A 13,776-nucleotide genomic window follows, 5' to 3' on the forward strand; every position below is an offset into this window, starting at 1 on the left:
TCACTCCACCTTGCGAATGCGTTCGATCAGCGCGGCCGCGGCGGGATCCTGCGCGGCCCTGGCATATACAGGCGCCATCGCGTCCTCGAACGGCTTGCGGTCGATATCCCTGGTCACGACGATGCCGGCGGCCTCGGCCTTGCGCTGCGACTCTTCCTCGAGGTCGCGCCATTTCTCGCGCATGTACAGGCTCGAGCGGGCGGCGGCTTCCCTGAAGATGGTCTGGTCCTCGGCCGACAGGCTGCGCCAGGCCTTGAGCGAGATCACCAGCACCTCCGGGCTCATCGTGTGCTCGGTGAGGGTGTAGTAGCCGGCGTGCTTGTAATGGTCTGTGGTCACGAAGGATGGCCAGTTGTTTTCGGCGCCGTCGATCAGATGGGTCGAGAGCCCGGTCAGCACCTGCCCATAGGGCAGCTCGACCGGCTCGGCCCCGAGCGCGCGGATCATGTCGCTCATCAACTCCGATTGCTGCACCCGGATCCGCAATCCCTTCAAGTCGGCGATGCTCTTCACCGGACGGACACTGTTGTAGATCGAGCGTGCCCCGGAATCGTAGAAGGCGAGGCCGACGAAGCCGTAGGGCTCGAAGCTGCCGAGGATTTCCTTGCCGATCGGCCCGTCCAGCACCTTCTGCATATGCTCGATGGACCGGAACAGGAACGGCATGGCGAGCACGTTCATCGCCGGGACGAAATTGCCGATCAGGGCCACATTGGTCCGGTTGAGGTCGATCGCGCCCGCGCGGGTCTGCTCGATCGTCTCCTTTTCCTCGCCGAGCTGGCGGGAGTGAAACACCTTGATCTCGTGCCGGCCGCCGGTGCGCTCAGAGATCAGCGCGCCCATGTAGCGCAGCGCCTGGACGGTCGGATAATCCTCGGCCTGGGTGTCGGCGGCGCGGAATTCGCGCGCAGCGGCGCCCGTCGCGCAGATGGCGAGCAGAAGCGCAACGAAAATCACCCCGGTCCGTGAGAGTTCGGCACGGTATAACACTGGCACACTCAACCCCTCGGAGATGGAGTCTATGGCGGGAGCAAAAGGTTCAAGCCAATCTATCAGATGGTAAAGGGAAGGCCATCCCGCTTCCGGGAGGCCGATTGTGCGGCGCCGTCCCCTTCATTCCCGGTTGAAACGACAGGTGCCGGGCCTTAAGCAGGGTACGGTCGCCTTTTGCCTCTCGAGACGGGAAGCGCTCGTGATTTCAGCATTGCGCCTTTTGCCGGTCGCCGTCGCCACGGCGGTTCTTACGTTGAGCTTACAAGCGCAAGCGGCCACCGACATCGCGCTGTGGCACGCCATGTCGGGCGAGCTCGGCAAGCAGCTCGAGAAGCTCGCCTCCGACTTCAACGCATCGCAGTCGGACTATCGCATCGTGCCTGCCTACAAGGGCAATTACACCGAGACGGTGACGGCCGCGATCTTCGCCTTCCGTTCGCGCAGCCAGCCCGCGATCGTCCAGGTCAACGAGGTCGCCACGGCAACGATGACCGCCGCCAAGGGCGCGATCTATCCGGTCTACAGCATGATGCGCGATATGGGCGAGCCGTTCTCGCTCAACGACTATCTCCCGGCGGTCTCCGGCTATTACACCGATGCGTCGGGCAATCTGCTGTCCTTCCCGTTCAACTCGTCGACGCCGATCCTCTATTACAACAAGACCATGTTTCGCGACGCCGGCCTCGACCCGGAGACGCCGCCGAAGACCTGGCCCGAGCTTGGACAGGCCGCAAAGCGCCTGCGCGAGCGCGGCGCCGTGTGCGGCTTCACCACGTCGTGGCCGTCCTGGATCAACATCGAGAATTTTTCGGCGTTTCACAATCTGCAGCTGGCGACGCGCGCGAACGGCTTTGCCGGTCTCGACGCGGAGCTCACGATCAACAATCCAGTCGTGGTCAAGCACATCGCCCAGCTCGCCGAATGGCAAAAGACCAAGCTGTTCGACTACAGTGGCCGCGGGCAGGCGGCCGAGCCGCGCTTCCAGAACGGCGAATGCGGCATCTTCATCGGCTCCTCGGCGACGCGCGCCGACATCAAGGCGAATTCGAAGTTCGAGATCGGCTACGGCATGATGCCGTACTGGCCTGAAATTGCGGGCGCGCCGCAGAATTCGATCATCGGCGGCGCCACGCTGTGGGTGCTGCGCGACCGGCCGCGCGCCGAATACAAAGGCGTGGCGCGGTTCTTCGCCTATCTGTCGCAGCCCGGCGTGCAGGCCGCCTGGCACCAGAACACGGGCTATCTTCCCGTGACCCGCGCCGCCTTCGAGCTGACGCGCGCGCAAGGATTCTATGAGCGCAATCCGGGCTCGGCGATCTCGTTCGAGGAGATCACGCTGCATCCGCCGACGGAGAACTCGAAGGGCATCAGGCTCGGCTCTTTCAATCTGATCCGCGGCGCCATCGAGGAAGAGCTCGAGCACGCGTTTGCCGGACAGAAGAGCGCGCAGGCGGCGCTCGATTCCGCGGTCGAGCGCGGCAACAAGCTGCTGCGCCAGTTCGAACGCGCCAGCCCGGAGCAATAGCGATAGCTGCCCGGGCGGGGGGCGTGACGCCCGTTCCGCCGGCGACGCCTTAAGTGCGCCGCACAACCTGAAATATGTGTGCGAGTTCACACGCAACGCGTCGCGCGGCTGCAATAATCACGACGGCATGTCGCCCGAACCGGCGGCACCGCTCGCGGCCGCCGGCCGGCGGTGGCGATCTTGGTGTCGCTTCGTACTTTTTTGAAAGATCATATTGGAGGCTACCAATGCCCTGTTCGTGTTTCATCATTCCGAATGATGTTCTGACCAAGCTCTCCCAGGACAAGAAGCTCTCGGCCTCCGTTCGCAAGCGGATGGTCGACACGGTCCAGATCAGTCATGAACTGCGCGAATTGCGAAACCAGGCCGCGAGATTCACGAGCGTCGCTGCGACGCGGGCCGGTGGGCTGGTCACGCTTGCCGCAGCACCATCGGTCACGGTCTATGACTGCAAGCACACGCAGACGCTGCCGGGCACGCCCATCCCGAAGCCGAAGACATCGTCGGACGGCTCCGTCAAGCGCAGCTTCAACCAGACCGGCAAGGTGGCAAAGTTCTACCAGGAGGTCTTCAACCGGAATTCGATCGACGATCATGGCATGACCATGATGTCGTCGGTTCACTTCGGCGTTAGCTACAACAACGCGATGTGGAACGGATCGCAAATGCTCTATGGCGACGGTGACGGCAGCATCTTTGTCGATTTCACCAGAGGCAACGACGTCATCGGCCATGAACTGACCCATGGTGTGACCCAGCACAGTCTGCAGCTCGCCTATAGCGGCGATGCCGGCGGTCTCAACGAGAGCATCTCGGATTGCTTCGGCTCGATGTTCCGGCAGTGGGAAGCCAACCAAAATGTCAAGAAGGCAGACTGGCTGATCGGGCGCGACATCATGGGACCCGGCTCGAAGAAGAAAGGTTTCACCTGTCTGCGCGACATGGCCGATCCCGCAGCCAAGCACTGCCTGGCGCCGCAACCGACCAAATATTCGCAAGTGACGCCCGGCATGGATCCGCATTATGCAAGCGGGCCGCCGAACCTTGCTTTCTGCACGGCTTGTGTGACCCTCGGCGGTAATAGTTGGGGCCCGATCGGGCAAGTGTGGTATCGTTCGCTGACGGGGTTCGGCCCGACGCCGAACATGACGATGAAGGCATTTGCCGCCCGGACCCGTCAGGTGGCGCATACAATGTACCCCAATACGGCTGCCGTCTCTGCTGCCGTCAATGCGGGCTGGACGAAGGTGGGGCTGTAATCGGTGCAGCACGCCGCGAAAGGGTGAGAGCGTGGATCGTTTGAAGATCGAACGCGTAGGTGGGGTCGCCGGCTTCGGCGGCCCTCATCTCAAGAGCCGCGGCGAGGTGGCGCTGTCCGATTTGCCGGCTGCCGACCAGCAGACCATGGAGTCGTTGTTCGCTGATCCGGGCAAAGTCCCTGCTGCGCATCCGGGGCAGGCCGATGCGTTCACCTACCGGATTACGCGCGGCGGCAAGACCATTGAAGTCCCCGAGCATGCGGTGCCCTCGACCATCAAGAACAGCGTCAAGGATGTGCTGGAATAGGGGATGTGCCGGCTCCAGGCCGGCCCCGTGATCCAATGACGCAGGTGCAGGTGCCGGTTTCTCCCGGAGCGTGGGATTTGTCCGCCTCGACCGATTTTGCGGCCTACCGCGCCTTGCGCGCGGAGCCGTCGCGATGGCTGCCGGTCGCGCGCGATATCGCGCGCAGCCACGGCATCGACGCGAGCGCGCCGCAGCTATTCTCGACCGGCACCAATCTCGTCGTCGGTTTCGGCGAAAACCTGATCCTGAAAATCTTCCCGCCGCTGCTGCGGGCGCAATTCGTCTCCGAGCGCGGCTCGCTGATGCAGCTCAAAGGCCGGCTTGATCTACCGATCCCCGAGATCGTCGCGGAAGGAGACCGCGACGGCTGGCCCTATCTCATCATCACGCGCCTCTCAGGCACGCTTGGCTCGGAGGTCTGGCCGTCCTTGCCGGAAGCGCAGAAGGAGCGGGTGCTGCGTCAGATCGGCGAGACCATCGCCGCCGTACAGCGCGCCCCGCTCGGCCTGCTCGCAGGGCTCGAGCCGCGCTGGGATGCGTTCATACGGGCGCAGATACAGGGCTGCCGCACCAGGCACACGCGTCTTGGTCTCGCGCCGAAATTCCTTGCAGGTCTCGACGATCTGCTGCGCGACGCCACGACGCTGATTCCGATGGACGCGCCGCCGGTGATCCTGATCGGCGAATACATTCCCGAGAATTTCCTGCTCGCTTGTCGTGGCGATCAATGGTCGCTTGCCGGCCTGTTCGATTTCGGCGATGTGCGCGCAGGCTGGCGCGATTACGATCTGCTCGGCCCCAGCGCTTTCATGTCGGCGGGCCGGCCGGAACGTGTGCGCAGCCTGCTCGAAGGCTTCGGCTACGCAAAGCCTGACTTCGCGCTGAAGCGCCGCCTGATGGCCTTGATGCTGTTGCACCACGCCAGCGACCTCAACAGCCACATCTGCATCGAGGGCTGGCAGGAGCAGGCGGATGATCTGGTCGAATTGCAGGAGCTGATCTGGGCGGAGTGATTGCTCGCTCTCCGTCATTCCGGGGCGCCGCGGAGCGGCGAGCCCGGAATCCATTGTCCCGCGCATTCTGCAGCCCAATGGATTCCGGGGTTCGATGCTACGCATCGCCCCGGAATGACCGGCCTTTGCTTATTAGGCATGCTCGCCCAAAAATGAGCCCATTAAGTAAGCAAACGCGTCTCTTTGTATGCAATGGAGTCGAAGTCTGGTTTCCCAAAGTCTTCATTTTTCTCCAGTAGTATCAAAGCCATAAGACAATCTTTAACCTCCCGCTAACCCTTGGCACGAACCTTGCGAATCCTGTTCCAACCAGAAACTTCCGCGTTGGAGCAGTCCCATGAAGCGCCGCGATTTCCTCAAGTCCGTTTCCGGATTGGCCGCTGGCGCGGCGCTTCCGGCCGTCCCGCAAGTCATCTCCTCGGCCTATGCCGATGCGCGCTCCGAGACGCTGCTGATCGTCTCGGAAGGCGGCCCCAACAATCTCGACATCCACGGCGTCGGCACCAACGTGCCCGGCTATGAGGTGTCGTGGAATTGCTACGATCGCCTGATCAGCCACGAGATGAAGAGCGGTCCCGGTGGCGTGCCCTATTACGATCGCGACAAGTTCAAGGGCGAACTCGCCGAGGACTTCAAGATCGACGACATGTCGGTCACTTTCAAGCTGCGCAAGAACGCCAAATTCCACGACGGCACGCCTGTCACCGCCAAGGACGTGAAGTGGTCGCTCGATCGCGCCGTCAGCGTCGGCGGCTTTCCGACCTTCCAGATGAGTGCGGGCTCGCTGACCAAGCCGGAGCAGTTCGTCGTGATCGACGATTACACCGTGCGCGTCGACTTCCTGAAGAAAGACAGGCTGACGATTCCCGATCTTGCCGTGATCGTGCCCTGCATCGTCAACTCGGAGCTGGTGAAGAAGAACGCCAGCGAGAAGGACCCTTGGGGTCTCGAGTTCACGAAACAGCAGACCGCAGGCTCCGGCGCCTACAAGGTGACGAAGTGGACCGCCGGCACCGAAGTGATCATGGAGCGCAACGAAGATTGGGTGTGCGGTCCGCTGCCGAAGATCAAGCGCGTGATCTGGCGCATGGTGCCGCAGGCCGGCAACCGCCGCGCATTGCTGGAGCGCGGTGACGCCGACATCTCCTACGAGCTGCCGAACAAGGACTTTCAGGAGATGAAGGCCAACGGCAAGCTCAACGTGGTGTCGCTGCCGTTCTCCAACGGCATCCAGTATATCGGCATGAACGTCACCAAGCCGCCGTTCGACAATCCGAAGGTGCGTCAGGCGGTGGCTTACGCGCTGCCCTATCAGAAGATCATGGACGCGGTGATGTTCGGCCTCGCCAATCCGATGTTCGGCGCCGCCAAGGACAAGCCAACCGAAGTCGCCTGGCCGCAGCCGCACAAATACAACACCGACATCGAGAAGGCGAAGGCGCTGATGGCGGAAGCAGGCCTCGCGGGCGGCTTCGAGACCACCATCTCGTTCGACCTGAACTTCGCCGGCGTCAACGAGCCGCTCTGCGTCTTGGTGCAGGAGAGCCTCGCGCAGATCGGCATCAAGACCACCATCAACAAGGTGCCCGGCGCCAACTGGCGCACCGAGTTGAACAAGAAGGAGATGCCGCTCTTCACCAACGTATTCTCGGGCTGGCTCGATTACCCCGAATACTTCTTCTACTGGTGCTATCACGGCAACAATTCCGTCTTCAACACCATGAGCTACAAGTCGGCGGAGATGGACAGGCTGATCGACGGCGCGCGCACCGCTGCCGCGACCGGCGACACCGCAACCTACGATGCGGACGTGAAGGGCTTCGTCGATCTCGCCTACACCGACATTCCCCGCATCCCGCTGTACCAGCCCTTCGTCAACGTCGCGATGCAGAAGAACATCAGCGGCTATCAGTACTGGTTCCACCGGAGACTGGATTATCGCGCGATGGCGAAGGGGTGAGGGGTGATGGGTGAGGTGAGCGCAGCTCCCTCTCACCCTCTCCCCTTGTGGGAGAGGGTGGCTCGCCGCGTAGCGGCGAGACGGGTGAGGGGTAGCCACGAACTCAGACCTTGCTTGGGGCTACCCCTCACCCCAACCCTCTCCCACAAGGGGAGAGGGGGCGCAGCGGTGTGCGCGGCGCCATCTCGTTGCAACATCAGGAGCACCCCATGCTCACCATGATCGGCAAGCGCCTGATGTTCGCGATTCCCTCGCTGGTCGGCGTCGTCATCGTCACCTTCCTGCTGACGCGCGCGCTGCCGGGGGATCCCGCCGCGTATTTCGCCGGTCCCGCCGCGACCAAGGAAGCTGTCGAGCAGATCCGGAAAAAGCTCGGTCTCGACAAGCCGCTGATCGAGCAATTCTTCCGCTACACCAACGATCTCGCTCATGGCGACTTCGGCAATTCGCTGACCACGGGACAGCCGGTCGCGGCCGAAATCCGCAACCGCCTGCCGGCCTCGGCCGAACTGACGCTGCTCGGGCTGATTGTCTCTATCGTCATCGCCATCCCGCTCGGCGTGCTGGCGGCGACGCGACCGGGGTCATGGATCGATCATCTCTGTCGCATCACGACGACGGCAGGCGTTTCGCTGCCCGTGTTCTTCACCGGCCTCGTGCTGGTCTATGTCTTCTACTTCCGGCTCGGCTGGTCCCCCGCGCCGCTCGGCCGCCTCGACGTCTTCTACAGCGCGCCGCCGACGGTCACCGGCTTCTATCTGATCGATACGTTGATCGCGCGCGACTTCGAAGCCTTTCGGTCTGCACTCAGTCAGCTCATCCTCCCGGCGACGACGCTTGCGATCTTCTCGCTGGCGCCGATCGCGCGCATGACGCGCGCTTCGATGCTGGCGGTGCTCGCGTCCGAATTCGTCCGCACCGCGCGCGCCAGCGGCCTGTCGCCGTCGACCGTCATCGTCACCTACGCCTTCCGCAACGCGATGCTGCCTGTCATCACCACGCTCAGCATGGTGTTCTCCTTCCTGCTCGGCGCCAACGTGCTGGTGGAAAAAGTGTTCGCCTGGCCCGGCATCGGCTCCTATGCGGTGGAGGCGCTGATCTCGTCGGACTTCGCGCCGGTGCAAGGCTTCGTGCTGACCATGGCGGTGATGTACGTGCTGCTCAATCTGGTGATCGACATCCTGTACGGCGTGATCGATCCGCGCGTCAGGTTGGAGGGCTAAACATGAGCTCTGTTGCGCCTGCTGTTGAGCCCGTCGGCCCCGCGCGAACGTCGGGGCTCTCAGCAATCCTCGAACAGACCCGCTACGTTCTCAGCGAGAACAAGGTTACCGGTTTTGCGTTCGCACTGCTGATCGTGATCCTGATCGCCGCGATCTTCGGCCCCTACGTGGTGCCGTACGATCCGCTGGCCTCCGACACCGCCGCGGCGCTGAAGCCGCCGTCGGCGGCGCACTGGTTCGGCACGGATCAACTCGGCCGTGACATTTTCAGCCGCGTCGTGGTGGCAACACGGCTCGATACTTTTATCGCGGTCGCCTCCGTCGTGCTGGTGTTCCTGATGGGCGGCCTCGCCGGCATTGCCGCCGGCTATTTCGGCGGCTGGACCGACCGCATCGTCGGTCGCATCGCCGACACCATCATGGCTTTTCCGCTGTTCGTGCTGGCGATGGGCATCGTCGCGGCGCTCGGCAACACAGTGCAGAACATCATCCTCGCCACCGCCATCGTGAATTTCCCGCTCTATGCGCGCGTCGCGCGCGCTGAAGCCAATGTCCGCCGCAACGCCGGCTTCGTGCAGGCGGCGCGGCTGTCAGGCAATGGCGAATTCCGCATCCTCCTGGTGCACATCCTGCCGAACATCATGCCGATCATGATCGTGCAGATGTCGCTGACCATGGGCTACGCCATTTTGAATGCCGCGGGCCTCTCCTTCATCGGCCTCGGCGTGCGTCCGCCGACCGCCGAATGGGGCATCATGGTCGCCGAGGGCGCGGGCTTCATGGTCTCGGGCGAATGGTGGATCGCGCTGTTCCCGGGCCTCGCTTTGATGATCGCCGTGTTCTGCTTCAACCTCCTCGGCGACGGCTTGCGCGACATCGTCGATCCCCAGCGGAGGACGTGATGGTACGCGCGTGGTCGAAATTCCTCAATGATTCCGGTCCCCGTTCTACTGTGCATGGGGTTGTTTTCGACTTTGTGGGCGACGGGAGGCCTGCATGACCGCCCAGCCGCTGCTCGACGTCCAGGATCTCACCGTCGAATTCACCACCCGCCGCGGCATCGTCAAGGCCGTGCAGCACGTCAACATCTCCGTCGCCAAGGGCGAGACGCTCGCCATCGTCGGCGAATCTGGGTCCGGCAAGTCGGTGACTTCCTATGCGGTGATGCGCATCCTCGACCGCGCCGGCAAGATCGCCGAGGGCTCGGTGATGTTCTCGGGCATCGACGTCAAGGCTGCGACCGAAAGTCAGATGCGCGATTTGCGCGGCCGCGAAGTCTCGATGATCTTCCAGAACCCGCGCGCGGCGCTGAACCCGATCCGCAAGGTCGGCGACCAGATCGAGGACGTGCTGCGCACCCATGTGCAGCAGGCGATGGTTTCGGATCACGGAGAAAAGGCGATCGAGGCGCTGGAGCAGGTCAAGATCGCCCGCCCGCGCGAGCGCTATCACGCCTATCCGTTCGAACTGTCGGGCGGCATGTGCCAGCGCGTCGTCATCGCCCTCGCGCTGGCCTGCAATCCGCAGCTCCTGATCGCGGACGAGCCGACGACGGGATTGGACGTCACCACGCAGAAGGCGGTGATGGACCTGATCGTCGAACTGACAAAGCGCAAAGCGATGTCGACCATCCTGATCACCCACGACCTTGGTCTCGCCGCCGCCTATTGCGACCGCGTGGTGGTGATGGAGAAGGGCCGCGTCGTCGAGACCGCAAGAGCCGCCGACATCTTCGCGAGCCCGCAGCACCCCTACACCAAGAAGCTGATGCGCGCGACGCCACGGCTGGGTGTGTCCTTGCGCGATCTGTTGCCGGAGGAAGAAGGCGCTGTGCCCGCGGCACCGGCCGAATCCACGCCGGCCCCTGCCGCCGAGGGCCAGAAGCCACTCCTCCTCGTCGAAAAGCTCGTGAAAGAGTATCCCCGCCAGGGCGCCACGGCCACGCTGGGAAAGCTGTTTGGCCGCAAGCCTCCGGTCGAGCCGGACGTGTTCCGCGCGGTCGACGGCATCAGCTTTGCGATCGGCCATGGCGAGAGTGTCGGCCTTGTCGGCGAATCCGGCTGCGGCAAATCGACCACCTCGATGATGGTGATGCGCCTGCTCGACCAGACCTCGGGCCTGATCCAGTTCGACGGCGAGGCGATCTCCGCCATCCAGCCTGCGTCCTTCGCCCGGCTGCCGCAGCGCAGCCGCATCCAGATGGTGTTCCAGGATCCGACCGACAGCCTCAACCCGCGCTTCACCGCCGCCCGCGCCATCGCCGACCCGATTATGCAACTCGGCGACATCAGGGGACGCGACGCGCTGCGTACGCGCTGCGAGGAACTGGCGACCATGGTCGGCCTGCCGCACAATCTGCTGGATCGTTTCCCGCACCAGCTCTCCGGCGGCCAGAAGGCCCGCGTCGGCATCGCTCGCGCCATCGCGCTGCATCCGAAGCTGATCATTCTGGACGAGCCGACCGCGGCGCTCGACGTCTCGGTGCAGGCGGTGGTCCTGAACCTGCTCCAGGACCTCAAGGCGCGGCTAGGTATGAGCTATCTGTTCGTCTCGCATGATTTGAATGTAGTGCGCTTGTTGTGCGATCGTGTCATTGTGATGCGGACGGGACGGATCGTCGAGGAAGGCTCTTCCGAGAAGGTCCTGAGCGATCCGCAGGACGACTACACCAAGGAACTGCTGACGGCGATCCCGCATCCGCCGTTGCAGATTCACTGAGATCAGCTTGAGAGAGTGATGGCCGAGCCGCTGGACGATTATATCGACGCCGTATCGAAAGCGCTGGCGCTGCCGGTCGAGGAGGCCTGGCGGCCCGCGGTGCGCGCCAATCTCGAAGTGTCGCTGCGGCTTGGCCGCCTGGTCGACGAATTCGCGCTGCCGGACGAGACCGAGCCGGCGCCGATCTTCACGGCCTGATGCTGTCATGACCACCAAGCCAGAGATGAGTGCTGCCGAGATCGCGAGCGCGGTCGCAGGCAGCAGGATGTCGGCGCTCGATGCCACGGAAGCCGCGCTCGCGCGCATCAAGCAGCACGACACCATTCTCAATTCCTTCACCGACGTCACCGCCGATCGCGCCCGTGCCAAGGCGCGCGCCATCGATGCCGACATCGCCGCCGGCAAGAGCGTCGGTCCGCTCGCCGGCGTGCCCTTTGCGGTCAAGAACCTGTTCGATGTCGCCGGGCTTCCGACCCGCGCCGGCTCGAAGATCAACCGCGACCTTGCGCCCGCCACGCGTGACGCGACGCTGATCGAGCGCATGGAGGCCGCCGGCGCCGTCCTCGTCGGCGCGCTCAACATGGGCGAATACGCCTACGATTTTACGGGCGAGAACGTCCACGACGGTCCCTCGCGCAATCCGCATGACACCAATCGGATGACCGGTGGCTCCTCCGGCGGATCGGGCAGCGCCGTCGGCGGCGCGCTGGTGCCGATCGCACTCGGCTCCGACACCAATGGTTCGATCCGCGTGCCGTCCTCGTTCTGCGGCATCTTTGGCCTGAAGCCGACCTATGGCCGGCTGTCGCGCGCGCGCTCGTTCCCGTTCGTCGCGAGTCTCGATCATCTCGGCCCGTTCGCGCGCTCGGTCACCGACCTTGCGCTCGCCTATGACGCGATGCAGGGCCCGGATGCCGATGATGGCGCCTGCACGACGCGAGGGCTGGAGCCGACGCTGCCGCTGATCGCCAATCCTGTTTCGGACCTGCGCATTGCGATCGCCGGCGGGCATTTCCAGAAGAACGTGTTCCCGGAAGCCGTCGAAGCCGTCAGCCGCGTCGCCAAGGCGCTCGGCGCGACGAAGGTGGTCGACGTGCCCGAAGCCTCGCGCGCCCGCGCGGCGGCCTACGTCATCACCACCACCGAAGGCGCCTCGCTGCATCTCGATCGCCTGCGCAAGCGGCCCAACGATTTCGATCCGGCCGTGCGCGACCGGCTGATCGCCGGCGCCATGGTGCCGGCGGCGCTGGTCGATCGTGCGCAAAAGTTTCGCCGCTGGTATCGCGCGCAGCTCGGCGAACTCTTCAGGTCCGTCGACGTGCTGCTCGCGCCGGCAACGCCATGCACCGCGCCAAAGCTCGGCCAGGTGAATTTCACTCTCGACGGCGTCGAGCTGCCCGTGCGTGCCAATATTGGCATTCACACCCAGCCGATCTCCTTCATCGGCCTGCCTGTCGTCGCGGTGCCGGTGCCGCTCGAGCCGATGCCGATCGGCGTCCAGATCATCTGCGCGCCCTGGCGCGAGGACATCGCGCTCCGCGTCGCGTACGCATTGGAAAAGATGGGTGTGGTCGCCGCGCCCGCCCCAAAAGGATTTTGAGATGGAGATCGATCTCCCCGACGTGATCGCCGAAGTCAGAGCCGCGTTTGAGCGCTATGAGGAGGCCCTCGTCAGCAACGATGTCGCCGTGCTCGGCGAGCTGTTCCGCAACGATCCCCGTACGCTGCGCTACGGCATCGGTGAAAACCTCTACGGCTATGAGGCGATCGCCGGCTTCCGCGCCGGCCGCTCGCCGGTCGGCCTCAACCGCCGCACCGCGAAGACCGTCATCTCCAGCTATGGCCGCGACACGGCGGTGGCCTCCACCTTGTTCTATCGCGACACGGCTCCCGGCAAGGTCGGCCGGCAGATGCAGACCTGGATTCGCTTCCCGGAGGGCTGGCGCGTCGTCGCTGCCCATGTCAGCATCATCGACGAGTCGAAAGAGACCTGACCGTATGACGCTTGACGATTTTCCGCCCGGGACACTGCCGGCCGAGCCGATGGTGCCGCGCGTCGACCGTGCCTCGCCGTCGGTGCAGAAGGTCACGCGCGCGGAGGAGCTGCGCCTCCAGCTCGCAGATGAGATCGTGCGCGGAACTCTGGCCCCTGGCGCGCCACTGGACGAGACCGACATCGCACGGCGTTTCAGCGTCTCGCGGACACCGGTGCGCGAAGCGCTGCGTCAGTTGGTCACGAGCGGCCTGGTCGAGGCGCGCCCTCATCGCGGCGCGGTCGTCGCCCAGCCTTCGATCGAGCGTCTCACGAGCATGTTCGAGGCGATGGCGGAACTTGAGGCGCTGTGCGCCGGCCTTGCGGCCGAACGCATGTCGGCCGCCGAGCGCCACGGCCTGGAGGCCATTCATGAAGAGCTGCGCGTGCTCAGCTACGCCGGTAATCCCGATCGCTTCCACGAGGTCAACGAACGCTTCCACAATGCGATCTATGCGGGATCGCAGAACGGCTACATCGCCGAGATCACGCTGGCGACGCGCGTGCGCGTGCAACCGTTCCGTCGCGCCCAGTTCCGCAATCTCGGCCGGTTGGCAAAGTCGCAAGCCGAGCATGACCGCGTCGTCGTCGCCATCATGCGCGGCGACAAGCAGGGCGCAGCCGCCGCGATGCGCGCCCATATCGAGCTGGTGCGCGGGGAGTATGAGATTTACGCGGTGTCGGTGTAGGCGGCGACTCGATGCCGTAGAGTGGGCAAAGCGAAGCGTGCCCACCCTCACCACATG

The 13,776-nt window shown here is 64.1% G+C and carries 13 protein-coding genes; 12 read left to right on the plus strand and 1 reads right to left on the minus strand.

The features are described 5' to 3' along the window. A complete protein-coding gene (locus Q0687_RS33855) occupies nucleotides 1–996 on the minus strand; it encodes a TRAP transporter substrate-binding protein (protein WP_298886697.1) in 996 nt (331 codons plus the stop codon). A 217-nt stretch (nucleotides 997–1,213) separates the two neighbouring features. On the opposite strand from Q0687_RS33855, the gene ugpB reads away from it, so the two are divergent. The 12 genes from ugpB (at nucleotide 1,214) to Q0687_RS33915 (ending at nucleotide 13,719) form a co-directional block, all read left to right on the plus strand. Continuing rightward, on the plus strand, nucleotides 1,214–2,518 hold the full coding sequence (ugpB, locus tag Q0687_RS33860) for a sn-glycerol-3-phosphate ABC transporter substrate-binding protein UgpB (protein WP_298886986.1): 1,305 nt from the start codon (nucleotides 1,214–1,216) through the stop codon (nucleotides 2,516–2,518). 227 nt (nucleotides 2,519–2,745) lie between these two features. Next, nucleotides 2,746–3,777 carry a M4 family metallopeptidase gene (locus Q0687_RS33865; protein WP_298886699.1) on the plus strand — a complete coding sequence of 344 codons (1,032 nt, stop codon included), beginning with the start codon at nucleotides 2,746–2,748 and terminating at the stop codon, nucleotides 3,775–3,777. A 31-nt stretch (nucleotides 3,778–3,808) separates the two neighbouring features. Beyond that, the gene (locus Q0687_RS33870; RefSeq protein ID WP_298886702.1) at nucleotides 3,809–4,084 is read left to right on the plus strand and encodes a protealysin inhibitor emfourin; all 276 of its coding nucleotides are present in this window, start codon (nucleotides 3,809–3,811) and stop codon (nucleotides 4,082–4,084) included. A gap of 35 nt (nucleotides 4,085–4,119) precedes the next feature. Beyond that, on the plus strand, nucleotides 4,120–5,097 hold the full coding sequence (locus tag Q0687_RS33875) for a phosphotransferase (RefSeq protein WP_298886705.1): 978 nt from the start codon (nucleotides 4,120–4,122) through the stop codon (nucleotides 5,095–5,097). 337 nt (nucleotides 5,098–5,434) lie between these two features. Beyond that, on the plus strand, nucleotides 5,435–7,057 hold the full coding sequence (locus Q0687_RS33880) for an ABC transporter substrate-binding protein (RefSeq protein ID WP_298886707.1): 1,623 nt from the start codon (nucleotides 5,435–5,437) through the stop codon (nucleotides 7,055–7,057). 209 nt (nucleotides 7,058–7,266) lie between these two features. After that, entirely contained in the window at nucleotides 7,267–8,280 is a 1,014-nt protein-coding gene (locus Q0687_RS33885; protein ID WP_298886710.1) for an ABC transporter permease, read from the plus strand. 2 nt (nucleotides 8,281–8,282) lie between these two features. Next, nucleotides 8,283–9,182, plus strand: a complete 900-nt coding sequence (locus Q0687_RS33890) for an ABC transporter permease (protein ID WP_298886713.1) — start codon at nucleotides 8,283–8,285, stop codon at nucleotides 9,180–9,182. A gap of 94 nt (nucleotides 9,183–9,276) precedes the next feature. Next, complete coding sequence (locus Q0687_RS33895; protein WP_298886715.1) at nucleotides 9,277–10,998, plus strand: ABC transporter ATP-binding protein; 1,722 nt, start codon at nucleotides 9,277–9,279, stop codon at nucleotides 10,996–10,998. Between the two features lie 18 nt (nucleotides 10,999–11,016). Then, nucleotides 11,017–11,196 (plus strand): DUF4089 domain-containing protein, encoded by a 180-nt coding sequence (locus Q0687_RS33900; RefSeq protein ID WP_128930863.1) that lies wholly within the window; start codon nucleotides 11,017–11,019, stop codon nucleotides 11,194–11,196. A gap of 7 nt (nucleotides 11,197–11,203) precedes the next feature. Beyond that, the gene (locus Q0687_RS33905) at nucleotides 11,204–12,598 is read left to right on the plus strand and encodes an AtzE family amidohydrolase (RefSeq protein ID WP_298886727.1); all 1,395 of its coding nucleotides are present in this window, start codon (nucleotides 11,204–11,206) and stop codon (nucleotides 12,596–12,598) included. 1 nt (nucleotide 12,599) lies between these two features. After that, nucleotides 12,600–12,992 carry an oxalurate catabolism protein HpxZ gene (gene hpxZ / locus Q0687_RS33910; protein WP_298886730.1) on the plus strand — a complete coding sequence of 131 codons (393 nt, stop codon included), beginning with the start codon at nucleotides 12,600–12,602 and terminating at the stop codon, nucleotides 12,990–12,992. Between the two features lie 4 nt (nucleotides 12,993–12,996). Continuing rightward, entirely contained in the window at nucleotides 12,997–13,719 is a 723-nt protein-coding gene (locus tag Q0687_RS33915) for a GntR family transcriptional regulator (RefSeq protein ID WP_298886732.1), read from the plus strand. Nucleotides 13,720–13,776: the final 57 nt, after the last annotated feature.

The organism is uncultured Bradyrhizobium sp., from assembly GCF_936928535.1.
Lineage (GTDB): Bacteria > Pseudomonadota > Alphaproteobacteria > Rhizobiales > Xanthobacteraceae > Bradyrhizobium.